The sequence below is a fragment of the Paraburkholderia haematera genome (assembly GCF_905220975.1).
In the GTDB taxonomy this organism is placed as follows: domain Bacteria; phylum Pseudomonadota; class Gammaproteobacteria; order Burkholderiales; family Burkholderiaceae; genus Paraburkholderia; species Paraburkholderia haematera.
On the sequence record NZ_CAJNBK010000047.1, the window covers coordinates 1 to 23,240 of the forward strand.

Annotated in this window: 36 protein-coding genes and 1 pseudogene; 2 read left to right on the forward strand and 35 right to left on the reverse strand. The window is 58.9% G+C overall.

Translation table 11 applies throughout. The features are described from left to right. The 3 genes and pseudogenes from KHO23_RS34030 to KHO23_RS34040 form a co-directional block, all read right to left on the reverse strand. Positions 1–194: pseudogene (locus KHO23_RS34030) on the reverse strand (c-type cytochrome biogenesis protein CcsB); the annotation flags it as partial. Positions 195–198: 4 nt separating this feature from the next. After that, positions 199–2,421, reverse strand: a complete 2,223-nt coding sequence (locus KHO23_RS34035) for a cytochrome c biogenesis protein ResB (RefSeq protein WP_211617416.1) — start codon at positions 2,419–2,421, stop codon at positions 199–201. Between the two features lie 116 nt (positions 2,422–2,537). Next, positions 2,538–3,191 (reverse strand): c-type cytochrome, encoded by a 654-nt coding sequence (locus KHO23_RS34040; protein ID WP_211617419.1) that lies wholly within the window; start codon positions 3,189–3,191, stop codon positions 2,538–2,540. A 216-nt stretch (positions 3,192–3,407) separates the two neighbouring features. Here KHO23_RS34040 and yihA point away from each other — a divergent pair, with 216 nt between their 5' ends. Further along, complete coding sequence (yihA, locus tag KHO23_RS34045) at positions 3,408–4,061, forward strand: ribosome biogenesis GTP-binding protein YihA/YsxC (protein ID WP_211617421.1); 654 nt, start codon at positions 3,408–3,410, stop codon at positions 4,059–4,061. 250 nt (positions 4,062–4,311) lie between these two features. Beyond that, positions 4,312–5,310, forward strand: coding sequence for a porphobilinogen synthase (gene hemB, locus KHO23_RS34050; protein WP_211617423.1), 999 nt, complete (start codon positions 4,312–4,314; stop codon positions 5,308–5,310). 128 nt (positions 5,311–5,438) lie between these two features. On the opposite strand, the gene dsbD is transcribed toward hemB, so the two are convergent. The 32 genes from dsbD to KHO23_RS34210 all read right to left on the reverse strand — a co-directional run. Further along, on the reverse strand, positions 5,439–7,313 hold the full coding sequence (gene dsbD, locus KHO23_RS34055; RefSeq protein WP_211617425.1) for a protein-disulfide reductase DsbD: 1,875 nt from the start codon (positions 7,311–7,313) through the stop codon (positions 5,439–5,441). Beyond that, positions 7,306–7,638 carry a divalent-cation tolerance protein CutA gene (cutA, locus tag KHO23_RS34060; protein WP_407946097.1) on the reverse strand — a complete coding sequence of 111 codons (333 nt, stop codon included), beginning with the start codon at positions 7,636–7,638 and terminating at the stop codon, positions 7,306–7,308. Before cutA ends, dsbD begins: the two co-directional genes overlap by 8 nt. Before the next feature lie 184 nt (positions 7,639–7,822). After that, positions 7,823–8,215: a 50S ribosomal protein L17 gene (rplQ, locus tag KHO23_RS34065; RefSeq protein ID WP_006052227.1), complete on the reverse strand. Its 393-nt coding sequence runs from the start codon at positions 8,213–8,215 to the stop codon at positions 7,823–7,825. A gap of 181 nt (positions 8,216–8,396) precedes the next feature. Continuing rightward, positions 8,397–9,374: a DNA-directed RNA polymerase subunit alpha gene (locus KHO23_RS34070; protein WP_006052226.1), complete on the reverse strand. Its 978-nt coding sequence runs from the start codon at positions 9,372–9,374 to the stop codon at positions 8,397–8,399. A 124-nt stretch (positions 9,375–9,498) separates the two neighbouring features. Next, positions 9,499–10,122 carry a 30S ribosomal protein S4 gene (gene rpsD, locus KHO23_RS34075; RefSeq protein ID WP_027800372.1) on the reverse strand — a complete coding sequence of 208 codons (624 nt, stop codon included), beginning with the start codon at positions 10,120–10,122 and terminating at the stop codon, positions 9,499–9,501. Positions 10,123–10,278: 156 nt separating this feature from the next. Then, positions 10,279–10,683: a 30S ribosomal protein S11 gene (gene rpsK, locus KHO23_RS34080; RefSeq protein ID WP_006052224.1), complete on the reverse strand. Its 405-nt coding sequence runs from the start codon at positions 10,681–10,683 to the stop codon at positions 10,279–10,281. A gap of 28 nt (positions 10,684–10,711) precedes the next feature. Next, positions 10,712–11,077, reverse strand: coding sequence for a 30S ribosomal protein S13 (gene rpsM / locus KHO23_RS34085; RefSeq protein ID WP_012434566.1), 366 nt, complete (start codon positions 11,075–11,077; stop codon positions 10,712–10,714). 41 nt (positions 11,078–11,118) lie between these two features. Continuing rightward, complete coding sequence (gene rpmJ, locus KHO23_RS34090; protein ID WP_004199844.1) at positions 11,119–11,235, reverse strand: 50S ribosomal protein L36; 117 nt, start codon at positions 11,233–11,235, stop codon at positions 11,119–11,121. A 20-nt stretch (positions 11,236–11,255) separates the two neighbouring features. Then, positions 11,256–11,474, reverse strand: coding sequence for a translation initiation factor IF-1 (gene infA, locus KHO23_RS34095; RefSeq protein WP_004521905.1), 219 nt, complete (start codon positions 11,472–11,474; stop codon positions 11,256–11,258). Positions 11,475–11,482: 8 nt separating this feature from the next. Beyond that, a complete protein-coding gene (gene secY, locus KHO23_RS34100) occupies positions 11,483–12,829 on the reverse strand; it encodes a preprotein translocase subunit SecY (RefSeq protein WP_211617427.1) in 1,347 nt (448 codons plus the stop codon). Positions 12,830–12,875: 46 nt separating this feature from the next. Next, positions 12,876–13,310: a 50S ribosomal protein L15 gene (rplO, locus tag KHO23_RS34105; protein WP_074301421.1), complete on the reverse strand. Its 435-nt coding sequence runs from the start codon at positions 13,308–13,310 to the stop codon at positions 12,876–12,878. A gap of 29 nt (positions 13,311–13,339) precedes the next feature. Then, positions 13,340–13,522 (reverse strand): 50S ribosomal protein L30, encoded by a 183-nt coding sequence (gene rpmD, locus KHO23_RS34110; RefSeq protein ID WP_007180126.1) that lies wholly within the window; start codon positions 13,520–13,522, stop codon positions 13,340–13,342. 10 nt (positions 13,523–13,532) lie between these two features. Then, positions 13,533–14,051: a 30S ribosomal protein S5 gene (gene rpsE / locus KHO23_RS34115; protein WP_006052219.1), complete on the reverse strand. Its 519-nt coding sequence runs from the start codon at positions 14,049–14,051 to the stop codon at positions 13,533–13,535. Between the two features lie 14 nt (positions 14,052–14,065). Then, positions 14,066–14,431 carry a 50S ribosomal protein L18 gene (gene rplR, locus KHO23_RS34120; protein ID WP_012434568.1) on the reverse strand — a complete coding sequence of 122 codons (366 nt, stop codon included), beginning with the start codon at positions 14,429–14,431 and terminating at the stop codon, positions 14,066–14,068. Positions 14,432–14,443: 12 nt separating this feature from the next. Further along, entirely contained in the window at positions 14,444–14,974 is a 531-nt protein-coding gene (rplF, locus tag KHO23_RS34125) for a 50S ribosomal protein L6 (RefSeq protein WP_028199570.1), read from the reverse strand. Between the two features lie 18 nt (positions 14,975–14,992). Then, complete coding sequence (rpsH, locus tag KHO23_RS34130; RefSeq protein WP_006052216.1) at positions 14,993–15,388, reverse strand: 30S ribosomal protein S8; 396 nt, start codon at positions 15,386–15,388, stop codon at positions 14,993–14,995. 14 nt (positions 15,389–15,402) lie between these two features. Next, the gene (rpsN, locus tag KHO23_RS34135; protein ID WP_120289167.1) at positions 15,403–15,708 is read right to left on the reverse strand and encodes a 30S ribosomal protein S14; all 306 of its coding nucleotides are present in this window, start codon (positions 15,706–15,708) and stop codon (positions 15,403–15,405) included. A gap of 7 nt (positions 15,709–15,715) precedes the next feature. Further along, on the reverse strand, positions 15,716–16,255 hold the full coding sequence (rplE, locus tag KHO23_RS34140) for a 50S ribosomal protein L5 (RefSeq protein ID WP_006052214.1): 540 nt from the start codon (positions 16,253–16,255) through the stop codon (positions 15,716–15,718). A gap of 17 nt (positions 16,256–16,272) precedes the next feature. Then, the gene (gene rplX / locus KHO23_RS34145; protein ID WP_028199569.1) at positions 16,273–16,581 is read right to left on the reverse strand and encodes a 50S ribosomal protein L24; all 309 of its coding nucleotides are present in this window, start codon (positions 16,579–16,581) and stop codon (positions 16,273–16,275) included. A 9-nt stretch (positions 16,582–16,590) separates the two neighbouring features. Further along, positions 16,591–16,959 carry a 50S ribosomal protein L14 gene (gene rplN / locus KHO23_RS34150; protein ID WP_006052212.1) on the reverse strand — a complete coding sequence of 123 codons (369 nt, stop codon included), beginning with the start codon at positions 16,957–16,959 and terminating at the stop codon, positions 16,591–16,593. Positions 16,960–17,249: 290 nt separating this feature from the next. Beyond that, positions 17,250–17,522: a 30S ribosomal protein S17 gene (rpsQ, locus tag KHO23_RS34155; RefSeq protein WP_007180129.1), complete on the reverse strand. Its 273-nt coding sequence runs from the start codon at positions 17,520–17,522 to the stop codon at positions 17,250–17,252. Beyond that, positions 17,519–17,713, reverse strand: coding sequence for a 50S ribosomal protein L29 (gene rpmC, locus KHO23_RS34160; RefSeq protein WP_007180130.1), 195 nt, complete (start codon positions 17,711–17,713; stop codon positions 17,519–17,521). The genes rpsQ and rpmC overlap by 4 nt, the downstream gene beginning before the upstream one ends. Positions 17,714–17,723: 10 nt before the next feature. Further along, complete coding sequence (gene rplP, locus KHO23_RS34165) at positions 17,724–18,140, reverse strand: 50S ribosomal protein L16 (protein ID WP_007180131.1); 417 nt, start codon at positions 18,138–18,140, stop codon at positions 17,724–17,726. 2 nt (positions 18,141–18,142) lie between these two features. Beyond that, a complete protein-coding gene (rpsC, locus tag KHO23_RS34170) occupies positions 18,143–18,949 on the reverse strand; it encodes a 30S ribosomal protein S3 (RefSeq protein ID WP_011490053.1) in 807 nt (268 codons plus the stop codon). A gap of 11 nt (positions 18,950–18,960) precedes the next feature. Further along, the gene (gene rplV, locus KHO23_RS34175; protein ID WP_197070230.1) at positions 18,961–19,293 is read right to left on the reverse strand and encodes a 50S ribosomal protein L22; all 333 of its coding nucleotides are present in this window, start codon (positions 19,291–19,293) and stop codon (positions 18,961–18,963) included. Positions 19,294–19,300: 7 nt separating this feature from the next. Beyond that, positions 19,301–19,576, reverse strand: a complete 276-nt coding sequence (gene rpsS / locus KHO23_RS34180) for a 30S ribosomal protein S19 (protein WP_054036552.1) — start codon at positions 19,574–19,576, stop codon at positions 19,301–19,303. Positions 19,577–19,586: 10 nt separating this feature from the next. Further along, the gene (rplB, locus tag KHO23_RS34185) at positions 19,587–20,414 is read right to left on the reverse strand and encodes a 50S ribosomal protein L2 (protein WP_074281988.1); all 828 of its coding nucleotides are present in this window, start codon (positions 20,412–20,414) and stop codon (positions 19,587–19,589) included. 2 nt (positions 20,415–20,416) lie between these two features. Further along, the gene (gene rplW, locus KHO23_RS34190) at positions 20,417–20,731 is read right to left on the reverse strand and encodes a 50S ribosomal protein L23 (protein ID WP_007180135.1); all 315 of its coding nucleotides are present in this window, start codon (positions 20,729–20,731) and stop codon (positions 20,417–20,419) included. Beyond that, positions 20,728–21,348, reverse strand: a complete 621-nt coding sequence (gene rplD, locus KHO23_RS34195) for a 50S ribosomal protein L4 (RefSeq protein ID WP_007180136.1) — start codon at positions 21,346–21,348, stop codon at positions 20,728–20,730. Before rplD ends, rplW begins: the two co-directional genes overlap by 4 nt. Beyond that, complete coding sequence (rplC, locus tag KHO23_RS34200) at positions 21,348–22,007, reverse strand: 50S ribosomal protein L3 (protein WP_007180137.1); 660 nt, start codon at positions 22,005–22,007, stop codon at positions 21,348–21,350. Before rplC ends, rplD begins: the two co-directional genes overlap by 1 nt. A 200-nt stretch (positions 22,008–22,207) precedes the next feature. After that, the gene (gene rpsJ, locus KHO23_RS34205; RefSeq protein ID WP_006998489.1) at positions 22,208–22,519 is read right to left on the reverse strand and encodes a 30S ribosomal protein S10; all 312 of its coding nucleotides are present in this window, start codon (positions 22,517–22,519) and stop codon (positions 22,208–22,210) included. Between the two features lie 126 nt (positions 22,520–22,645). Continuing rightward, on the reverse strand, positions 22,646–23,240 hold a 595-nt coding region (locus tag KHO23_RS34210; protein ID WP_268963978.1), incomplete at its 5' end, for an EF-Tu C-terminal domain-related protein.

The window sequence follows — 23,240 nt, forward strand, 5'->3', positions numbered from 1 at the left end:
ATGAACGGGTAATAGCGCGACAGCGCGAACCCCGCGCCCGCGACCATCAGCGCGGCGAACAGCCAGTCGACGATACCGAGGCGCTTCAGAAACGGGCGCTCGTCAAACTGCGCGACGTTGAGTGCCTCGTTCGCGAACGCCTTCTGCGGCCGCGAGGATGAAGGGGAGGATGAAGAAACCTGAGTCAAGTCCATGATCTTACCGGGTCGAATCTTGTGAGCGTGCGGACGGCGCGCCGGCAGTGCCGGGTTTGTCGGAGGCGCCGGCGGCGTCGGATGCTTCAACGAGTTTGGCGCCCAGCGCGGCGCCGACAGCGTCGCGCGTTTGGACGAACTCCTTTTCGAAATCGAGCGTTTTGCGGGCGCTCGACATCGCCATCACGACATTCGTGCCGTGATCAGTATCTTTGAGCCAGAACCAGAGGCGCCGTTCGCGGACGTAGAACATCGAAAAGATGCCCAACACGAGGAGCAGGCTGCCAAGATACACGACTTTTTTGCCCGGCGCGCGCGTCAACTGAAATACCGAAGCTTGCACCTGCTTGAATGAGTCAAGCTGCAAATAGACCGGCGATCCATACAAAAAGCTGTCAGATATGGCATTGATCGAGCTTTGGATGAACCGGGTGGCGTCCGCATTGGCCTGCGCGTCCGGCTCGCCCAGTTGCTCGCGCGACTGTTGCCACACGTCCCACGTCGCGCCTTCCAGCATGCGCAGCAGCAGGCCCGCGGCCTTTTCCTGCTCGCCCTTCGGCACCGAATGATCGATGAACCCGGCAATCGCCTGGAAGCCGCCGACCGTCTGGCCGTTCGGCATCTTGATGCTGTTGTCCGAGCCGGCAAACAGGGTCAGGACACGCAATGCGCTTTCTTCCAGATGTTGTTGCAGTTCGACATTAGAACCCGGCACCGAGCGCAGCGCGAAACGATGAGCGGCGGCTGCGCGCATGGCAGGATTTTCCAGCGTGGCGCGCAGGTTCATCCATTCCTTGACGGTACCGCCGGTGTCGGCGGGAATACGCAGGTAACGGAATGGGTCGTCCGGATTCAGACGCATGCCGGCGAGGAACATCTTTTCGCCCGCGACGTCCACCGGCAGCATGTAGTTGTTGTACTCGCGCGCCTGGCCGTCCTTGCCGCGGACTTTGTACTGCACCGACGGGCCAACGTTATGCAGATCGAGCGGCTTGGAGCTCTTGGCGCCGGAGCCGAGGCGCTCATCGAACGCCTCTTTCAGCGTGCGATGCGCGGCGACGCCACGGGCGTCGGTCTGGCCGTTGCCATTCGAGACGTTTTCGACGTTGATCGCGCGGAAATCAGTGAATTCGACGGTCTGGCCGTCCGCCAGCGGCGTGGCCGCGCTCAACGGTGCATTGCCGCCGATGGTGCCGCCGAACGGCGCGGTTTTCGCGCTCTCACCAGACATTGGGTACGCGGTCATCTGCATCTGCGAGCCGCCATCCTGGAAGCTCGACTGATAGATCGACACGCCGTCGTAGGTGAACGGCTTGTTCACTTCGACGCGCGCCGGCACGCGCGCGCCCGTCTTGTGGTCGACCACGACGATGTCGCTCGCGAACAGCTTCGGCATACCCGTCGAGTAATAGTCGACGATGAATTTGTTCAGCTCGATCGAGAATGGCAGGTCCTGGATCAGCGAGCCGTCCGGCTGGTTCAGGATTGCCGTCGACACATGCTGGCCTTCAGGCACCCATGCGTATCCACGGAAAGTCGGGTTCGATTGCGACAGGCGATGCTCGGGCGCAATTTCATTGATCACCGTGTTGCTGCGGATCGGCGACTTGTCGAACAGCCACATCTGCAGCTTGATCGGCAGATTACTGTCCAGCAGCCCACCCAGACAGATCACGACGATCGCGAGGTGAGCGGAGATGTAGCCGAACTTGGTCAACGCGCCACGCTTGGCGGCGATCAGCGTTGCGCCATCCGACTCACGTGTGACGAACTTGTAGCCGAGCTTGGCCGAGAGATTGGCCAGGATCGCCGAGGTCTGCGCGCGTGTGCCGTGCACCGCGAATTCACCCTTGTGATGGAAAGCACGCAAGCTGCCTTCGCGAACCTTGTCCTTCCAGCTCTTGGCGTCCGCGACCATTTTCGGTGCGTTGCGGATCACGCACAGCGACACCGACACCATCAGAAAGCCGAGAATCAGCATGAACCACCACGAGCTGTACACCGTGTACAGGCTCAGCGAGCGGAAGATGTCTGCCCAGAACGGGCCGAACTGATTGACGTAGTTGGGATAGGGATCGTCCTGTGTGAGGACGGTGCCGATGATGCTGGCGATCGACAGAATCACGAGCAGCGCAATCGCGAAACGCATCGAACTCAATACTTCGATGATGCTGCGCGTAAAGCGATTGCCCGACTTCGACTGCAAACCCGACGTGGTGACGCTCATTCATACTCCGACTGAACAGCAAAAAAGGGTGAAGGGCTGTCGTAGGCACGACGCCCTCACCCTTTTCTTGTTTTGTACCGGCCTCGCCGGGCCGGTTGCACTTGCGTGCGGACTTCCTAGTGCAAGCCCGCGATGTAATCGGCTACAGCCTTGATCTCGCTGTCCGACAGACGCGATGCAACGGCGTGCATCGCCTCATTGTTGTTACGCGCGCCCGGACCTTGCGTGAACGCGGTCAACTGCGCCACCGTGTATTCGGCCCACTGCCCCGACAGACGCGGATACTGCGACGGAATCCCCTGACCGGTCGGCCCGTGACAGCTTGCGCACGCCGGCACACCCTTATCGGCAATCCCACCGCGATAAATCTTCTGACCTAGCGGGACGGTATCTTTGTTATGCGCATAGCCTGGCTTCGGGGTCTGCGTCGAAAAATAAGCAGCCACATTGGTCATGTCCTGGTCGGACAACGCCGCGGCCATGCCCGCCATGATCGCATTGTTACGCGCGGGTTGCTTGGCGCCCGGCAGCGTCTTGAAATCCATCAATTGCTTGACGAGATACTCGGGCTGCTGGCCTGCCAGCTTCGGATACGCACCGCCGGCACTGTTGCCGTCCGCACCGTGACATGACGCGCAAACCTGCACCGCGATTGCCTGCCCCCGATTGATGTCCGGCTTTGCCGGATCTGCTGCTCGTGCCTGAATTGCCAAACTTGAAAGACCTGCCGCGACTTGAAGCACCATCAGAGTCTTGCACAGTCGATTCATTCGCACACCCTGTCTCGTCTTGTGGGATTTTAGAGGTTTTGCAAGATACGACAGCGACTGAGTGACCGCTAAGAGCCGCCAAGGCACGCTGGCTGGCCCCCTCAGGTTTTCAGTAAACCATCGTATTGTACAATAACTCGCTAATCGCTAAGACGCCAGTCGGGCTTGACCCGTCCCCACTCCGGGTTCCCCGGCGTCTCGAATCCTGGCCTGATCATGTCCTTCCTGCTCCACCAATCCCGCTTTTTCACGACCGTCAATCACTTGCGTGATCTGCCGGCTACCGCGCAACCCGAGATCTGCTTCGCGGGACGCTCGAATGCGGGTAAGTCCACGGCCATCAATATTCTGTGCAACCAGAAGCGCCTCGCGTTCGCCAGTAAGACGCCTGGCCGCACCCAGCACATCAATTATTTCTCGGTGGGCAAGGAGGACGAGCCCACTGCGCACCTGGTCGACCTGCCGGGCTACGGTTATGCGGAAGTGCCAGGCGCGGCCAAGGCTCACTGGGAAGCGCTGCTCTCGACCTACCTGCAATCGCGCTCGCAACTGCGCGGCATGATCCTGATGATGGATTCGCGCCGCCCGCTGACGGATCTGGACCGGCGCATGATCGAGTGGTTCGCGCCGACCGGCAAGCCGATTCACACGCTGCTGACGAAATGCGACAAATTGACGCGCCAGGAAAGCATCAATGCTTTGCGTGCGACGCAGAAAGGTTTGGCTGAATATCGTACCGCCGGCTATCAGGGCGAATTGACCGCGCAGTTGTTCTCGGCCCTCAAACGCGTCGGCATCGACGAGGCGCACGAGCTGATCGAAAGCTGGTTGATCCCCGATGCGAAGGGCGAAACAGACGCGCCGCAGTAACCGCGCGGCTCGTGCGAATCAGGCAAAAGTGCCTTTTCGACCGCCCATAAAAAAACCCGCCGCTTTAACGGCGGGCCAAACAGCCTAATCGAAAAAAACGACAGGCACCCGCTCAGGGAGGAGAAGCGGGGAGGTCAGCGCGTGGCGCCTTGCTCGATCGGTATGATATACCATTGTCTCGAAAAGTTTCCGGGAGCGGAGGCAGGCGTTATTTGTCCACTCCACACATCCACGTTTCTTCGATTCGTTTATGAGCTTCTATCCGCACTACCGTCCGCGCCGCATGCGCCGTGACGACTTCTCGCGCCGTCTGATGCGAGAAAACATCCTCACCACCAACGATCTAATCTATCCCGTATTTATCGTCGAAGGCACTAACGTGCGGCAAGCCGTACCGTCGATGCCTGGCGTCGAGCGCGTGTCGGTGGATCTGCTCATGGGCGTGGCGGAGCAATGCGTCGAGCTGGGCGTGCCGGTGCTGTCGCTGTTCCCGGCCATCGAGCCTTCCCTGAAGACGCCTGATGGCCGTGAAGCAACGAATCCCGCCGGTTTAATCCCGCGCGCGGTTCGCGAACTGAAGAAAAATTTCCCCGATCTCGGCGTGCTGACCGACGTCGCGCTCGATCCCTATACGAGCCACGGCCAGGACGGCGTACTCGACGAAGCCGGCTATGTGATCAACGACGAGACCGTCGAGATCCTCGTGGAACAGGCGCGCGCGCAGGCTGAAGCGGGCGTCGATATCGTTGCGCCCTCGGACATGATGGACGGCCGCATCGGCGCGATCCGCGAAATGCTCGAGAGCGAGGGCTATATCCATACACGGATCATGGCTTATTCGGCCAAGTTCGCATCGGCGTTTTACGGCCCGTTCCGCGATGCTGTCGGTTCCGCGACGAACCTCGGCAAGGGCAACAAGATGACCTACCAGATGGACCCGGCCAATTCGAATGAAGCGCTGCGCGAAGTGCAAGCTGACATCGAGGAAGGCGCGGACATGGTGATGGTCAAGCCCGGCATGCCGTATCTGGACATCGTGCGTCGCGTGAAGGACGAGTTCAAATTCCCGACTTACGTGTACCAGGTGAGCGGAGAATACGCGATGCTGAAGGCGGCTGCGCAGAACGGCTGGCTCGATCACGACAAGGCGATGATGGAGTCGCTGCTGGCGTTCAAGCGGGCTGGCGCGGATGGCGTGCTGACCTACTTTGCGCTGGATGCCGCGCGGATTTTGCGCTCGCAGAAGTGATTTGATTCGACGCGTCGCCCTGGCGGGCGGCGTTGGTCTGAACGCTTCAACACTTGAACGGAAACGGAGGCGGACTTTTCAGTCGCGCCTCCTTTTTTTTATACGTCCTCGCGGGCAAACCGTGCGGGCTAAGCGCCCGGCGCACTCGCGCGATCGAGGCTGCGCAAGAATTTGTCCGCGGACTCGTACCCGACGATGCGCAGCACTTCCTTGCCGCCTTGATCGAAGAGGATGATGCCAGGCGGCCCGAACAGGCTGAAACGCTTGAGCAGTATCTGATCGTCAGCGTTATTCGCGGTGACGTCGGCGCGTAGCAGGGTCATCTCCTTCAACTTCGCCTGAACACGCGGATCGCTAAACGTGAACTTCTCCATCTCTTTGCAGCTCACGCACCAGTCCGCGTAAAAATCGAGCATAGCGGGCCGTGCAGCGGTTTTGACGGCCTCGTCGAGCTCGGCTGAGGACCGAATCCGAGCAAACGTCAGGTCGCCCTGCGACGCCGCATTCGGCTTGCCGGAGACGCTTGCCGCAGCGGCCTCCCCGCCCCCGCGCGCGGCCAGGACGGCTAGCGGGTGCAGCGGATCGGAGGAGCCTGCAGCGAGGCCGACCAGCAGCACCGCAGCCCAGATTGCCAGCGCCGCGCCTATACCCCGGCCTAGCCGTCGCCAGACGGAAACGCCTGCCGCTGGGGCGGAGAAAAGACCGAGCCCGGCGGCAGCGATCAGCAGCCACAGCGCGCTCAACAGCATTGTCGCGGCCGCACCGAGCACCGGCCAGACGATCCACAAGGCCGCCGCGAGCAGCACCACACCGAAGAACACCTTGACCCCGTTCATCCATGCGCCGGCTCGCGGCAACAAAGTACCGGCGCCAAGCCCGATAATCAGGAGGGGCACGCCGAGTCCGAGCCCCATCGAGAACAGCGCCGCGCCGCCGAGCAACGCATCGCCCGTATGCGCGATGAATGCCAGCACGGCGAATAGCGGCGCAGTCATGCAGGCGCCGACCACCAGCGCGGACAGCGCGCCCATGACGGCCACCGCGGCAAACTTGCCGCCGGAACGCCCGGTCGATGCACGCGACACGCCGTCCTGCCAGCGCTGCGGCAACGCGATGTCGAAGCCCGCGATCAGCGTCAACGCGAACACTGTCAGCAGTACGCCGAACGTACCGAGCACCCATGGGTTCTGGAGCCATGCGCCAAGACTCTGCCCAACGAGCGCTGCGGCAATGCCAAGCGCTGTGTACACGAGCGCCATGCCGATCACGTAGGCAAACGACAAAGCAAAGCCACGGGCACGCGTCACCCGTGCGCCTTCGCCGATGATGATCGCAGACAGGATTGGAATCATCGGATATGAGCAGGGAAGCAGACTGAGCACCGCCCCGGCCACAAAATAGAGCCCGATGATCGCGAAGAAGCCGCCGCCTTGCAGTAGCGACTGCGCATAATCGGCACTGGTGGCGCGCTCATACCACGACGCGCCCGCTGCTGCCGTTTGCTGCGTGGCGACAGCCGCCGCTGCGCTACCGGCCGGCTGCAACGCCTCACCGCTCACGTGATACACGCGCTCCATCGGCGGATAGCAGATGCCGGCATCGGCACAGCCCTGAGACGTAACAGCGAGATCGAACGGCCCAGCCGCCTGCCTGACTGGAATACGGATCGTCAGCTCATTGCGATAGGTTTCGACGTTCTTGTTAAAGGTCTGATCGAACTTGACGTGACCAGCCGGCAATTGCGGTTCGCCAATCGTCGTCGTGCCGTTACGAGTAGCAAACGCGAAGCGCTCGCGGTACATGTAGTAACCGTCCGCGATCTTGTAGGTGACGTCGACCTCGCCGGGTTTCTCGGTCGCGCTGAATTTGAAGGCGATGGCGGGATCAAGGAAATCGTCCGCGGCGTGGGCAAGCGTACCGAACTGAGCGAAAACCAGGCCGCCAAGCAGAAAAAGGACCGTGCGCAACGCATTGCGCGCACCTTGATTGAGACCGTTAGACATGGAGAGGACGTTGAGTTTCGGCTGTGACCCACTGACCGTACGCGGCCGATGCCGTCGCTTGCCAGGAGAGTATTTCCGGCGTGTCGTAGGGATGGTGCGCCTGAATGTACTGTTCGAGTTCGAGCGCGCGTGCCGCACTCGTCTTGAACAGCAACTGGATCTCCTGCGCCATTTCGACCGCACCCTGCCAGTGATAGCTGGATTGCACGGCACCTAACTGCGTGACGCACGCGCACAGGCGCGCGGCCAATGCATCCGCTGCGAGCTTCTGGGCAACGGCGACATCCGGTACCGTCGTCAGAATCAAGGTCACATTCACGCTCACAGAGGCTCCGGACAGGCACGATTCAAGTGCCAATATCGTATCACCTAGCCTTGAGATGCCGCAGACGCCTCTCTTTCAAGCGTGCGGCATTTGGCCGCCGCAATCGACATGCAACGGTGAAATTCGGCGCGATAAACAAAAAAGCCAGGCTTGGCGCCTGGCTTTTTCTTCGATGCTAAAAAGCTTACTCAGCTTCTTGCACTTCAACTTCTTCGACTTCCGGACGGTCAAGCAATTCGACCAGAGCCATCGGTGCGTTGTCGCCGACGCGGAAGCCGAACTTCAGGACGCGCAGGTAGCCGCCCGGACGGGTAGCGTAGCGCGGGCCGAGGACTTCGAACAGCTTCGTGACCGAGTCACGATCGCGCAGGCGGTTAAACGCCAGACGACGATTTGCCAGCGACGGCTTCTTGCCGAGCGTGATCAGCGGCTCGACAACTTTACGGAGTTCTTTCGCCTTCGGCAGCGTCGTCTTGATGACTTCGTGCTCGATCAACGAGTTGGACATGTTACGGAGCATTGCCAGGCGGTGGCTGCTCGTGCGGTTCAGTTTCCGCAGACCATGACGGTGACGCATGTTAATTCCTTTGATTCAAAGTTTTGGTCCAGCTCTTCTATCGCGCTCGGTCTACCCTCGGTTTCCCAATGATGACGAGTGCACGGGCCGGTAGTGAAAAAAGACAAGACGCGGATTTTAAAGGAAAATCCGCGTCTTTGCCAGTTCAGCAGCGGGTTCTGTCCCGAGATTACTTCTCGACTTACTTGTCCAACCCTGCAGGCGGCCAGTTTTCGAGTTTCATGCCGAGCGTCAAACCACGCGACGCCAGTACTTCCTTGATTTCGTTCAACGACTTGCGACCCAGATTCGGGGTCTTGAGCAACTCGTTTTCCGTGCGCTGGATCAGGTCGCCGATGTAGTAAATGTTCTCGGCCTTCAGGCAGTTCGCCGAACGAACCGTCAATTCGAGATCATCAACCGGACGCAGCAGGATCGGGTCGATCTGCGGCGCACGCGACGGCGCTTCCGCCGTAGCTTCGGTGCCTTCCAGCGCAGCGAACACCGACAGTTGATCAACCAGAATGCGCGCCGATTGACGGATCGCTTCTTCCGGCGAGATCACACCGTTGGTCTCGATGTTCATCACGAGCTTGTCGAGGTCGGTACGCTGTTCGACGCGCGCGCTTTCAACGGCATAGCTCACGCGGCGAACCGGCGAGAACGACGCGTCCAGCACGATGCGGCCGATGATCTTGGCCGACTCTTCGCCGTAACGACGCACATTGCCCGGCACATACCCACGGCCTTTTTCGACCTTGATCTGCACGTCGAGCTTGCCGCCCTTCGACAGATGCGCAATGACGTGATCCGGGTTGATTACTTCGCAATCGTGCGCGAGTTCGATGTCGCCAGCGGTGACAACGCCTTCGCCTTCCTTGCGCAGCGTAACCGTCACTTCGTCACGGTTATGCAGCTTGAACACTACGCCCTTCAGGTTCAACAACAGGTTGACCACATCCTCTTGCACACCGTCGAGCGTCGAATACTCATGTACGACGCCTGCGATCGTCACTTCGGTCGGCGCGTAGCCGATCATCGACGACAGCAGCACGCGCCGAAGCGCGTTACCCAAGGTGTGGCCGTAACCGCGTTCAAACGGTTCCATGACCACTTTCGCGTGGCTCTCACCAAGCGATTCAACTGCGATGATCTTGGGCTTCAACAAACTGGTTTGCATAGGTTTTCCTTTTCAATACCCTCGGCTCGTTACACCGATAAGGCTGACCGGTAACAACCTGAAAATAAACAGCCGAGACGCCCCCTTGCGCAACGCAATCGGGGTGCCCCGGCCGTTAATCCGATTACCGCGAATACAATTCGACGATCAGGCTTTCGTTGATATCGCCAGCGATGTCACTGCGTTCCGGCTTGCTCTTGAACGTGCCTTCGAACTTCTTCGAATCGACAGCGACCCAGCTCGGCAGACCGCCTTGCTCAGCCAGCGACAGCGCTTCGAGAATACGCGCCTGCTTCTTCTTTTGTTCGCGCACTGCGACGACGTCGCCCGCCTTCACTTGCATCGACGGGATGTTCGACACCACGCCGTTCACCGTGATCGCCTTGTGGCTCACAAGCTGACGCGCTTCAGCGCGCGTCGAGCCGAAGCCCATGCGATACACGACGTTGTCGAGACGCGATTCGAGCAATTGCAGCAGGTTTTCACCCGTGTTGCCCTTCAGGCGGTCGGCTTCAGCGAAGTAACGGCGGAATTGACGCTCGAGGACACCGTAGATGCGCTTCACTTTTTGCTTTTCGCGCAGCTGCGTGCCGTAGTCGGACGTACGTGCACCCGACGTGCGGCCGTGTTGGCCAGGCTTGCTGTCAAGCTTGCACTTGTCAGCGAGCGAACGACGGGCGCTCTTCAGGAAGAGGTCAGTGCCTTCACGGCGGGACAGCTTGGCCTTAGGGCCGATATAACGTGCCACGTTGATTCCTTCTATGATTAATCACACGAATGCATGCACTCGCGCTAGTCCGAACCCTTTGGGTCGAACGGTGGGCTTAGTCAATTCAATAGCGCAAGCAGCCTGTGGTCGCCGGCTTTAACACCGGCGGCAACAGGCGCTAGCGAAAACAGCGTCTTAGATACGACGACGCTTCGGCGGACGGCAGCCGTTGTGCGGGACCGGGGTCACGTCGGAGATCGCCGTGATCTTGATGCCAAGACCATGCAACGCGCGCACCGCCGATTCACGGCCAGGACCGGGGCCCTTGATCCGCACTTCGAGGTTCTTCACGCCGTATTCCATCGCCACGCGGCCAGCCGATTCGGCTGCCACCTGGGCTGCAAACGGGGTCGATTTACGCGAACCCTTGAAGCCCTGACCACCCGACGTTGCCCAAGCAAGTGCATTGCCTTGACGATCGGTGATCGTGATGATGGTGTTGTTGAACGACGCGTGAACGTGAACCACGCCCTCGGCGACGTTCTTCTTGACCTTCTTGCGAACGCGTTGCGCCGCGGAGTTGTTCGAAGCCTTAGCCATTACGTTTTCCTGTAACTGTCAGTTCCGCTTACTTCTTCAGCGATTGCGCTGCACGACGCGGACCCTTGCGCGTACGGGCATTCGTACGCGTGCGTTGGCCACGCAGGGGCAAGCCCTTGCGATGACGCACGCCACGGTAGCAGCCGAGATCCATCAGGCGCTTAATGTTCATCGTCGTTTCACGGCGCAGATCGCCTTCAACGATGAACTTGCCGACTTCTTCACGCAGCTTTTCGAGGTCTGCGTCGTTCAGGTCCTTGACCTTCTTCGAAAATGCCACACCAGCAGCGACGCAGATGTCGCGCGAGCGCGTGCGGCCGACACCGTAAATAGCCGTCAGGCCGATTTCGGTATGCTGGTGATTCGGGATGTTAACCCCTGCGATACGAGCCATTGTTTTTCCTCAAACAAAAAGCGCAGCAAAAAGCGCGGCGTTCAGCCTTGACGCTGTTTGTGGCGCGGATCAGAGCTGCAAATCACGCGCACAACGCCTTTGCGCTTGATGATCTTGCAATTGCGGCAAATGCGCTTAACCGATGCCATCACTTTCATGATATTACCCTTTTTTCAAATCACTTCGCCCGGAACACGATCCGCGCACGCGACAGATCGTAAGGCGTCAATTCAACCGTTACCTTGTCGCCCGGCAAGATTCGGATGTAGTGCATCCGCATCTTGCCGGATATGTGTCCCAATACGACATGGCCGTTTTCCAGCTTCACCCTGAAGGTAGCGTTAGGCAGGTTTTCGATGACTTCACCCTGCATCTGGATAACATCGTCTTTGGCCATAAGTCCTTTCAACGCATCGGGACGCCGCCGCCTTTGAAATTAGCTTTCTTCAGCAGCGATTCATACTGTTGCGACATAACGTACGACTGCACCTGCGCCATGAAATCCATTGTGACGACGACAATGATCAGCAGCGACGTTCCACCAAAATAAAACGGCACGTTCCAGCGCAGTACCAAAAATTCAGGCAGCAGACAAACAAACACGATGTAGATCGCACCAGCCAGCGTCAGACGCGTCAGGATGCGGTCGATATATCGCGCCGTTTGATCGCCCGGGCGGATGCCTGGGACGAAAGCGCCACTCTTTTTCAGGTTGTCGGCCGTTTCCCTGCTGTTGAACACCAGTGCGGTGTAGAAGAAGCAGAAGAAGACGATCGCCAGCGCGTACAGCAACACGTACACGGGTTGACCGGGCTTGAGGGCTTCGGCCACGTTGTGCAACGTGTCTGCGAACCAGCTGGTACGCGACCCCGAACTAAACCAGTTCAGGATGGTTGCCGGGAAGAGAATGATCGACGATGCAAAGATCGGCGGAATCACGCCCGACATATTCAACTTCAGCGGCAGATGTGAAGACTGTCCGCCGTAAATCTTGTTACCGACCTGCCGCTTGGCGTAATTCACAAGAATCTTGCGCTGGCCGCGTTCGATGAACACAACCAGATACGTCACAGCAGCAATCAGCGCGACCACGATAATCGCCGAGATGATGCTCATCGAGCCGGTTCGCACCAGTTCGAAAAGACCACCGATTGCGTTCGGGAAACCCGCCGCAATACCGCCGAAAATGATGATCGAGATACCGTTACCAAGCCCACGTTCCGTGATCTGCTCACCCAGCCACATCAGGAACATCGTGCCGGTCACCAGCGTCACGACCGTCGTCAACCGAAACACCATCCCCGGATCGATCACCAGGCCCGGCTGATTTTCCAGTGCGACGGCGATGCCGAACGCCTGGAACGTCGCCAGCAGGACCGTAAAGACACGCGTGTACTGCGTAATCTTCCGTTGACCCGCCTGCCCTTCCTTTTTCAGCGCTTCCAGTTGCGGCGAGACAATCGCCAGCAACTGCATGATGATCGACGCCGAAATGTACGGCATGATCCCCAGCGCAAAAATCGTGAACCGCGAAAGTGCACCACCCGAGAACATGTTGAACATGCCAAGGATGCCGCCCGACTGGCTTTGGAACAACTTTGCCAGTTGGTCCGGGTCAATACCCGGCACCGGAATGTGCGCGCCGATACGGTAGACGATCAGCGCCAGCAGCAAGAACATTGCCCGCCGACGCAGATCGCCAAACTTCGCCGCGCTGCGACCGGGTTTTGCGAGACTCGGACTGTTAGCCAAGTACCTTCTCCGATGCTAATGCTAGTGACGGCAAATAACTTGCGCGTTACTCGGCAAAAGAGCCGCCTGCTGCTTCAATAGCAGCGCGCGCACCCTTCGTCGCACCCAGACCCTTCACAACGATCTTGCGCTTCAGCTCGCCCGTCGCGATGATCTTGGCGCTCTTGATCAGCTCGCCGACCAGGCCGGCTTGCTTCAGAGCCAACAGATCGATTTCGTCGACCGGCAGCTTTTCCAGATCGGAGAGGCGCACTTCACCGACGAATTCCTTCGTCAGCGAGGTGAAGCCACGCTTCGGCAGGCGACGTTGCAGCGGCATTTGACCGCCTTCGAAGCCAACCTTGTGAAAGCCGCCCGAACGCGACTTCTGACCCTTGTGACCGCGGCCAGCCGTCTTGCCCAGACCGGAGCCGATACCACGACCGACGCGACGCTTAGCGTGCTTCGAGCCTTCAGCCGGCTTCAGGTTATTCAATTCCATTATCAACTCCTTGAGTCCTGGTCAGCCGCTTAGCTGATGACCTTAACGAGGTACGAAACCTTGTTGATCATGCCGCGCACAGCCGGCGTGTCCTGCAACTCGCTAACCGAGTTGAGTCGGCGCAGACCCAGGCCACGCACCGTTGCACGGTGCGTTTCACGGGTGCCGATCAGGCTCTTGACGAGCTGGACCTTGACAGTTTTATCAGACATGGTGTCCACCTTAGCCCAGAATATCTTCGACGGACTTGCCGCGCTTCGCCGCGATGTCACCCGGCGTGGACTGCTTACGCAGACCGTCGAGCGTTGCACGAACGAGGTTGTACGGGTTCGTCGAACCGTGGCTCTTGGCCACAACGTTCTGCACGCCCATCACGTCGAACACTGCGCGCATCGGGCCACCAGCGATCACACCGGTACCGTCCTTGGCCGGAGCCAGGAGGACCATCGATGCGCCGTGCTTACCGTGCACTTCGTGTTGCAGGGTACCGTTCTTAAGCGGCACCTTGAACATGTTGCGGCGAGCCTGTTCCATCGCCTTCTGAACAGCGACCGGCACTTCCTTTGCCTTGCCCTTGCCCATACCGACGCGGCCATCACCGTCGCCAACCACGGTCAGTGCGGCAAAACCGAGAATCCGGCCGCCCTTCACAACCTTGGTCACGCGGTTGACCGAAATCATCTTTTCGCGCAGGCCGTCGTCGCGTTCGTCAGCCTGAACTTTCGCTTGCATCTTTGCCATGACGAATTCTTCCCTTAGAACTTGAGTCCGGCTTCGCGCGCCGCATCAGCCAGCGCTTTCACGCGGCCGTGGTAACGGAAACCCGAACGGTCGAAGGCGACGGATTCGATGCCGGCAGCCTTAGCCTTTTCTGCAATGCGCTTACCGATCAGGGTCGCAGCATTGACGTTGCCGCCCTTGCCCGTCTGATCAGCCAGTTGCGCACGCACTTCGGCTTCGAGCGTCGACGCGCTGGCGAGCACCTTGGTGCCGCACGGCGAGAACACTTGCGCATAGATGTGCGTGTTCGTGCGATGCACGGCGAGACGCGCGACCTGCAGCTCAGCGATCTTGATACGCGTCTGACGAGCGCGGCGCAGGCGAGATTGAGTCTTATCCATGATTGCGCACCCTTACTTCTTCTTCGTTTCTTTGAGGATCACAACCTCGTTGGCGTAACGCACACCCTTGCCCTTGTAGGGCTCCGGCGGGCGATAGCCGCGCACTTCTGCAGCGACTTGGCCAACTTGTTGCTTGTTGATCCCCTTGATCACGATTTCGGTTTGCGTCGGGGTTTCAGCCTTGACGCCTTCCGGCATCTGGTGCACCACGGGGTGCGAGAAACCCAGCGACAGGTTCAGCTTGTCGCCTTGCGCCTGTGCGCGGTAACCGACGCCAACCAGCGTCAGCTTGCGCTCGAAACCCTTCGTCACGCCGTTCACCATGTTCGCAACCAGTGCGCGCATCGTGCCCGACATCGCATTCGCTTCGCGGCTTTCGTCCACCGGCTCGAACTTCAGCGTGCCGTTGTCGTTCACCACCTTCACGAGGCTGTTCGCAGCCTGCGAAATCGTACCCAGCGGGCCCTTGACGGTAATGCGTTCGTCGCTAAGGGCCACTTCTGCGCCTTGCAGCGCGATCGGGCTTTTACCTACTCGAGACATGTTTCTCTCCTTTCGGCCTTAAGCGACGTAGCAGATGACTTCGCCGCCAACGCCCGTTGCACGTGCTTTACGGTCCGTCATCACGCCCTTCGGCGTAGACACGATTGCCACGCCGAGGCCATTCATGACCACGGGGATGTCGTTACGGCCGCGGTACACACGCAGACCAGGCTTCGAAACGCGTTCAATGCGCTCGATCACCGGACGGCCAGCGTAGTACTTCAACACGATGTTCAATTCAGACTTCGCACCTTCGGACTTCACTGCGAAATCATCGATATAGCCTTCGTCCTTCAGGACCTGCGCAATCGCAACCTTGACTTTCGACGAGGGCATTGTCACCGAAACTTTCTCAACCATCTGCGCATTGCGGATGCGAGTCAGCATATCGGCGATAGGATCACTCATGCTCATTTACGTTTCTCCTATTACCAGCTCGCCTTGGTCAGGCCAGGGATCTCGCCGCGGAACGCGATTTCGCGAATCTTGTTACGCGCCAGCCCGAATTTACGGAACGTGCCACGCGGGCGACCGGTAATTGCGCAACGATTGCGCTTACGGGTCGGGTTAGAGTTGCGCGGCAGTTGTTGCAGTTCAAGACGTGCTACGTAATGCTCTTCGTCCGACTTGCTCATATCGCCAATGATCGCTTTCAGCTCAGCACGCTTGGGAGCGTACTTAGCGGCCAGGCGAGCACGCTTCTTTTCACGTTCGATCAGTGCCAGTTTAGCCACGGTAACCTCAGTTTCTGAACGGGAACTTGAAGCTGGCGAGCAGAGCCTTTGCTTCGTCGTCGGTCTTCGCAGTTGTCGTGATGCTGATGTTCAGCCCACGCAGTGCGTCGATCTTGTCGTAGTCGATTTCGGGGAAAATGATCTGCTCTTTCACACCGATGTTGTAGTTGCCGCGACCGTCGAACGCACGACCCGACACGCCACGGAAGTCACGCACACGGGGGAGCGCGACCGTCACGAAACGGTCCAGAAATTCGTACATTGCCTGACCACGCAACGTGACCATTGCACCGATCGGATAGCCCTGACGGATCTTGAAGCCAGCGATTGCCTTGCGTGCCTTCGTGATCACCGGCTTCTGGCCTGCGATCTTCGTCAGGTCGCCAACGGCGTTTTCGATGATCTTCTTGTCAGCAACCGCTTCGCCAAGGCCCATGTTCAGGGTGATCTTGGTGATGCGCGGCACTTCCATCACGGACTTGTAACCGAACTTCTCGATGAGGCCGGGTACAACCTTTTCTTTGTAAAACTCTTGCAAACGAGCCATTTTTTTACTCCGCAGCGTCAGGCGCTCAGCACAGCACCGGTCGTCTTAAGGAAACGGACCTTCTTGTCTCCTTCGACCTTGATGCCTACACGCGACGCCTTGCCATTCGCGTCGACCAATGCGACGTTCGAAATTTGCAGCGGCATCGTCTTGGCTTCCACGCCACCCGTCGTACCCTTCATCGGGTTCGGCTTGACGTGCTTCTTGACGAGGTTAATACCCTCGACAATGACTTTGTCTTCGCCAACGGACAGCACGACGCCGCGCTTGCCTTTATCTTTGCCGGTGATGACGATAACTTCGTCACCTTTGCGAATCTTGTTCATCGCGACTCCTTACAGCACTTCAGGTGCCAACGAAACGATCTTCATGAATCGTTCGCTGCGCAACTCGCGCGTAACAGGCCCGAAAATACGGGTGCCAATAGGTTCGAGCTTGGCATTCAACAGCACTGCAGCATTGCCATCGAACTTGATCAGCGAGCCGTCCTGACGGCGCACGCCCTTGGCGGTGCGAACCACCACGGCGTTGTAAATTTCGCCTTTCTTCACGCGCCCGCGCGGCGTTGCTTCTTTGACGGTCACCTTGATGATGTCGCCAATGCTGGCATAACGACGCTTCGAGCCGCCGAGAACCTTGATGCACATGACTTCACGCGCACCGGTGTTGTCGGCCACTTCAAGCCGAGTTTCGGTCTGGATCATGGTTTATCTATCCCAACTTAATCCGGTCACACCACCATGGCGTACCCGGTCAGTCTTGGTCCCGTCAGCCAATCGGCTGCTTGGGTATGAACAGCAGCGACGGCAAACGAAACCCGCCATCGCAATCCGGTGAATCCTTCGGAACAGACTGGCGCCTGAACCGCTTCCCCCACCAACTTCGCCCGCGACGGGGCTCCCATAAAAGAGGGAAGACCGAGATCATATCACATAATCCCGGTCTTGCAAGCGAAACTTACTGCGATTTCAACTACTTCTACAACTTTGCGGCGTCAGATGACGCGAGCAGCCTCGACCAGGCGAGCCACAACCCAAGCTTTCGTCTTCGAAATCGGACGCGTTTCCTGGATTTCAACGAGGTCACCCTCGTTGTACGTGTTCGCATCGTCGTGCGCGTGGTACTTCTTCGAACGCACAACGTACTTGCCGTAGATCGGGTGCTTCACGCGGTGCTCAACCAGCACGGTGACCGTCTTGTCCATCTTGTTGCTGACGACCTTGCCGACCAGCGTCCGCTTGAGCGAGGTTTTTACGCTATCGTTCATTTCTGGTTCGCCTTCTCAGTCAGGACGGTCCGCACACGTGCGATGTCGCGACGAACCTTCTTCAGCTGGCTCGTGTTCGTGAGCTGCTGGGTCGCGAGTTGCATGCGCAGGCCGAATTGCGCCTTCAACAGGTCCGACAGCTCCTTGTTGAGCGCGGCCTGATCTTTCTGGTGAAGTTCGGAAGCCTTCATCATTTACTCCTTAGGCGCCGAGCTGACGCACGATAAACGTCGTCTTGAGCGGCAGCTTAGCTGCAGCCAGACGGAACGCTTCGCGTGCCAGCTCTTCGGTTACGCCGTCCATTTCGTACAGCATCTTGCCCGGTTGAATCTCCGCGACGTAGTACTCAGGGTTACCTTTACCGTTACCCATACGTACTTCAGCCGGCTTGTGCGAGATCGGCTTGTCCGGGAAGATGCGGATCCAGATGCGGCCACCACGCTTGATGTGACGCGTCATTGCACGACGTGCCGCTTCAATCTGGCGCGCGGTCAAGCGACCACGACCGATAGCCTTCAAGCCGAACTCACCGAACGACACCGCGTTGCCGCGGGTAGCGATACCGGTGTTACGACCTTTCTGCTCTTTGCGATACTTTCTGCGTTTCGGTTGCAGCATCGTTATTCTCCAGTCTTCCCGCCGTCGCCGGCACCGCCAGCACGACGGGGAGCGCCACGGCGTGCACCTGCCGGGCCACCACCTTCACCATCGCGACGCGGACGGCGATCGCCACCCGGACGTGCGTTGCGGCGCGGACGCTTTTCTTCGGCGACTTCTTCAACCACCGGTGCGTCGTTGCGGCCGAGCGTATCGCCCTTGTAGACCCAGACCTTCACGCCGATGATGCCGTACGTCGTCTTCGCTTCCGAAGTTGCGTAGTCGATATCAGCACGCAGCGTATGAAGCGGCACGCGACCTTCGCGATACCATTCCGTACGAGCGATTTCGATACCGTTCAGGCGGCCAGCGCTCATGATCTTGATGCCTTGAGCACCCAGACGCATTGCGTTTTGCATCGCACGCTTCATCGCGCGGCGGAACATAATCCGGCGCTCGAGTTGTTGCGTGATCGAATCCGCGATCAGTTGCGCATCGGTTTCCGGCTTACGGATTTCTTCGATGTTGACGTGGACCGGAACGCCCATGCGGCGTTGCAGTTCCGACTTCAGCAGCTCGATATCCTCGCCCTTCTTACCGATGACGACACCCGGACGCGAGCTATAAATCGTGATGCGCGCGTTTTTCGCCGGACGCTCGATAACGACGCGGCCAACCGAAGCGTTTTTCAGCTTCTTCTTCAGGTATTCACGAACACCGATGTCTTCCTGCAACATCGCCGCGAAATTGTTGTTGTTCGCGTACCAACGCGACGCCCAATTGCGGCTGACGGCCAAACGGAAGCCAGTCGGATGAATTTTCTGTCCCATCGTATGACCCCTTAATTCCCGACCGTCACAGTGATGTGACAGGATTGCTTCTCGATGCGGTTACCACGGCCTTTAGCGCGCGCGGTAAAACGCTTGAGCGATGCAGCCTTGTCGACCATGATGCTCGTTACTTTGAGCTCGTCGATATCGGCGCCTTCGTTATGCTCCGCATTCGCGATCGCCGACAGCACGACCTTTTTCACGATTCCCGCAGCCTTCTTCGGCGAGAACGTCAGAACGTTCAGCGCCTTGTCGACCGGCAAACCGCGGATCTGGTCAGCCACAAGGCGCGTTTTCTGCGCCGAGATGCGGGCACCGCGATGAATTGCTTTCACTTCCATCATGAGCCCCTTATTTCTTAGCCTTCTTGTCGGCTGCGTGACCCTTGAACGTCCGGGTCAATGCAAACTCGCCAAGCTTGTGGCCGACCATGTTTTCCGAGATGTACACCGGGACGTGTTGACGGCCGTTATGCACAGCAATCGTCAAACCGATGAAATCCGGCAGAATCGTCGAACGACGCGACCAAGTTTTGATCGGCTTCTTGTCACGCGCAGCGGCTGCCGACTCAACTTTCTTCAGCAAATGGGCGTCGCAGAACGGACCTTTTTTTACAGAACGTGCCATTGCCTACTCCTTAACGCTTGTGACGGCGCTGGACGATCATGCTCGTCGTGCGCTTGTTGCTGCGGGTGCGATAACCCTTAGCAGGCGTGCCCCACGGGCTCACCGGATCGCGACCTGCAGCCGTCTTGCCTTCACCACCGCCGTGCGGGTGATCGACCGGGTTCATTGCAACGCCACGCACCGTCGGGCGGATACCGCGCCAGCGATTCGCGCCAGCCTTACCGATTTGACGGAGGCTATGCTCTTCGTTGCCAACTTCACCAATCGTCGCGCGGCATTCAACGTGAACGCGGCGGATTTCACCCGAGCGCAGGCGGACCTGTGCGTAGATGCCTTCACGAGCCAGCAACATCGCCGACGTGCCAGCCGAACGCGCCATTTGCGCGCCCTTGCCCGGCAGCATTTCGATGCAGTGAATCGTCGTACCGACCGGAATGTTGCGGATCGGCAGCGTGTTGCCTGAGCGGATCGGAGCTTCCGAACCCGACATCAGTTGCTGGCCAACCGTCAAACCCTTCGGAGCGATGATGTACTTGCGCTCGCCGTCTGCGTACAGAACCAGCGCGATGTTCGCGCTACGGTTCGGATCGTACTCAAGACGTTCGACCTTTGCCGGAATGCCATCCTTGTTGCGACGGAAATCGACGACACGGTAATGATGCTTATGACCACCACCCTTATGACGCGTGGTGATGTGGCCGTTGTTGTTACGGCCGGCGGTCGTGGATTGCGAGTCGAGCAGCGGTGCGAACGGCTTGCCCTTATGCAGATCCTTGTTGACCACCTTGACCATCGCACGGCGACCCGGCGAAGTCGGCTTAACTTTAACGATTGCCATGATTACTTGGCCTCCGCTTCAAAGTTGATTTCCTGGCCGGGCTTCAGGCAGACGTACGCCTTCTTCACGTCCTTGCGCTTGCCCATGAAGCGGCCGAAGCGCTTGGCTTTGCCCTTCGAGACCAGCACGTTGACGGAATTGACTTCCACCTTGAACAGCAGCTCGACTGCAGCTTTCACTTCCTGCTTCGTGGCATCGGGCGCGACTTCGAACACAACTTGCTCGTTCTTGTCGGCCACCAGCGTCGCCTTTTCGGAGATCACCGGCGCGAGCAGGACCTGCATCAAACGATGATCGTTCTTGCGAATCTCGCTCATGACAGCAACTCCTCGATCTGGGCGACCGCAGCCTTCGTGATCAGGATCTTCTTGAAGTAGATCAGCGACAGCGGGTCGGCGTAACGCGGCTCTACAACCGCCACGTGGGCGAGGTTGCGCGACGCGAGGTACAGGTTTTCGTCAACCGTGTCAGTAATCACCAGCACGGAGTCGAGACCCATCGCCTTGAATTTTTCGGCCAGCAGCTTCGTCTTCGGCGCTTCGAGCGTCAGCTCGTCGACCACCGAGATGCGGCCTTCGCGGGCCAGCTGCGAGAAGATCGAGCAGAGACCTGCGCGATGCATCTTCTTGTTAACCTTGTGCGAAAAGTTTTCTTCCGGCGAATTCGGGAAGATCCGGCCACCGCCGCGCCACAACGGGCTCGACGACATACCGGCACGGGCGCGGCCCGTACCCTTCTGGCGCCACGGCTTCTTGGTCGTGTGCTTGACTTGCTCACGGTCCTTCTGCGCGCGGTTACCGCTACGGGCATTCGCTTGATACGCCACCACAACCTGGTGAATCAGGGCTTCGTTGTAATCGCGACCGAACACTACGTCCGACGCGCTAACGCCTGCACCTTCCTGACCATTGGCATTCAGGAGCTTAAGTTCCATTATTTCGCTCCTTTCACGGCACGCGTCTTCACGGCCGGCGTAACGAATACCTTGCCACCCTTCGCACCCGGAACGGCGCCCTTGACCAGCAACAGCTTGCGGTCGGCGTCGATACGAGCGATTTCGAGGTTTTGCACGGTTACCGTATCGTCACCCATGTGACCGGTCATGCGCTTACCCGGGAAAACACGACCCGGATCCTGCGCCATACCGATCGAACCCGGCACGTTGTGCGAGCGCGAGTTACCGTGCGATGCACGGCCGGACGCGAAGTTGTAACGCTTGATGGTACCGGCGTAGCCCTTACCGATCGACACGCCTTGCACGTCGACCTTCTGGCCTACTTCGAACAGGTCGGGACCGACCACGGTGCCGTTCGACAACTCGGCAGCCTTGGCAGCATCGATCTGGAATTCTTTGAGGATTTCACCGGCTTGAACACCGGCTTTGGCGAGATGACCGGCCAACGGCTTCGTCACACGCGATGCACGGCGCGTACCGAATGCAACCTGCACGGCGGTGTAGCCGTCGGTTTCAACAGTCTTGATCTGCGTCACGCGGTTGTCGGACACGTCCAGCACGGTAACGGGAATCGAATCCCCTTCTGCCGTGAAGATACGGGTCATGCCAACCTTGCGACCTACGAGTCCAAGGCTCATCGTTTTCTCCATTCCCGACTGCGATTGGTCGGGGCTAATTTACAAAATGCCGGTGCCGTTTCGGGCATGAATTCATGCTGCAGCACACCGACTTTTTTGCGCAAATGCGCGAAAAGCCCACTATTATAGCGAGGCTTTTCGTTTTCCGCAAGCAATCAATGACTTAGCGCTACCTGGTACGCCAGGCAGCGCTACAAGCCTTATTGGAGCTTGATTTCCACGTCCACGCCAGCCGGCAGGTCCAGCTTCATCAGTGCGTCAACAGTCTTGTCCGTCGGGTCGACGATGTCCATCAGGCGTTGGTGCGTACGAATTTCGAGCTGATCGCGCGACGTCTTGTTGACGTGCGGCGAACGCAGGATGTCGAAACGTTGAATGCGGGTCGGCAGGGGCACCGGACCACGAACGATTGCGCCAGTCCGCTTTGCCGTGTCGACGATTTCAGCTGCCGATTGATCGATCAGACGATAGTCGAAAGCCTTCAGGCGAATGCGGATTTTCTGGTTCTGCATGACAATTCCTTGGAAAGAGCGAGGCAGCATTGCGCCGCCAGACAGTAAAAGAACGTAGAGCCGGGTGCCCGCCGTGGGCTGGCGCCCGGCTCCGGGCACCACTTAATGCAACTTCAACCCTCGATTTTACTCGAGAATCTTGGCAACCACACCTGCGCCGACCGTACGGCCGCCTTCGCGGATTGCGAAGCGCAGACCTTCTTCCATCGCGATCGGGTTGATCAGCTTCACCGTGATCGACACGTTGTCGCCCGGCATGACCATTTCCTTGTCCTTCGGCAACTCGATCGAGCCCGTCACGTCCGTCGTACGGAAGTAGAACTGCGGACGATAGTTGTTGAAGAACGGCGTGTGGCGACCGCCTTCGTCCTTGCTCAGCACGTACACTTCAGCCGTGAAGTGCGTGTGCGGGTTGATCGAACCCGGCTTCGCCAGAACCTGGCCACGCTCCACGTCTTCACGCTTCGTGCCGCGCAGCAGGATACCCACGTTGTCGCCTGCCTGACCCTGGTCGAGCAGCTTGCGGAACATTTCCACGCCCGTGCACGTCGTCTTCACCGTCGGCTTGATACCGACGATTTCGATTTCTTCGCCGACCTTCACCACGCCACGCTCAACGCGACCCGTCACCACCGTGCCGCGACCCGAGATCGAGAACACGTCTTCCACCGGCATCAGGAACGCACCGTCAACTGCGCGCTCCGGCGTCGGGATGTACGTG